Genomic DNA, 1049 nt, shown 5'->3' on the forward strand with positions numbered 1-1049 from the left:
GAAGACATTTTCTTTTTGATGAATCTTAAACGTCGCTTTGAACAACCGCTTGATTTAAATGAATGTCGTAAGCTCATTGATCGCCTCGAAAGCGAAGGGCAGAACTACCTTATTGATGCGTAAACACCACGCTTTTTAGCTCCTTTCTTGATAATCACCCTCTATCGTTTCGATAAATTTATATCGGTAAACGAAGAGGGTGATTTCGTTATAGTTAGTCTTATATCAATCTTTGCTCCCCTGCGTTTTTTGACTCGCTAGAGACTATGATTGATAGATACTCCCAACGTTGCGGCATTGTGGAAAGTGTTCTTTCGCAGAGCACTCACTTAGCCTGATCACATAGTTTATCTATGCGTTTATCTGCTTTTTCATGACTTTGGGCTTCACGTAATAGCTTGAATCAGGAGTCAAAAATGAATTTAGTTGTACATTTGCAAAAGAAAGCGATAAGAAAACACGGCTATGAGATGGCAACACGCCAAGCCTGGAAATGCGGTATAAAAGCGAACCTCGTGCGACGTGTCATTGGCTTGTTTAAAGGCCAAATCGTCTGTGTGGTAGAAGGGTGCCGCGCTGAGTTATCTTCAGTTGTTAACAATCAACTGCATGATGAAGAGAAGCAAGGCCGCTACGTATTTGTCGGCGGCGTGTGCTGGGAACCAAACAACATCATCGCCCCTGGTTTTCCGGATTTTATGTTCATGCATGTTCGCAATTTGAGCCATCGTCACAAGTACCTCACTGACGACGAGCTGTTTTTGAGTTTGGCGTAACTCAAATGTCTTTAGTGATGGTTTTGCCCAAGTGCAAACCATCACCTCCCACAGTGAATAGCGCAAAACAATAAACCTCAGTGATGTGAATTGGCCTCAATTAACCTCTCGCTGAGATTGTTCTGACGCTCTCTTGATAAAACACCGTTTTTTTACTCCGTAATGACAGAGGCTTTGTTTTCGCCTGATGTGAATTTCTCTTCGCGATTTACTATACCGTTCATCAAAGCAAACCATACTGGGATGTAAATCATGAATATGAAATCTATCGCA

1 protein-coding gene is annotated in these 1049 nt (G+C 42.0%); it reads left to right on the top strand.

Annotated features, from left to right (window positions below; translation table 11 throughout):
• Positions 1 to 416: 416 nt before the first annotated feature.
• On the top strand, positions 417 to 776 hold the full coding sequence (locus R7D93_RS26060) for a hypothetical protein (protein ID WP_005479882.1): 360 nt from the start codon (positions 417 to 419) through the stop codon (positions 774 to 776).
• Positions 777 to 1049: the final 273 nt, after the last annotated feature.

Source organism: Vibrio sp. YT-15 (assembly GCF_033337445.1).
Classification (GTDB): Bacteria; Pseudomonadota; Gammaproteobacteria; order Enterobacterales; family Vibrionaceae; genus Vibrio; species Vibrio alginolyticus.

Excerpts from the sequence above, each read along its gene's own strand:
- R7D93_RS26060 (WP_005479882.1), top strand. The coding sequence starts at position 417 with ATGAATTTAGTTGTACATTTGCAAAAGAAAGCGATAAGAAAACACGGC.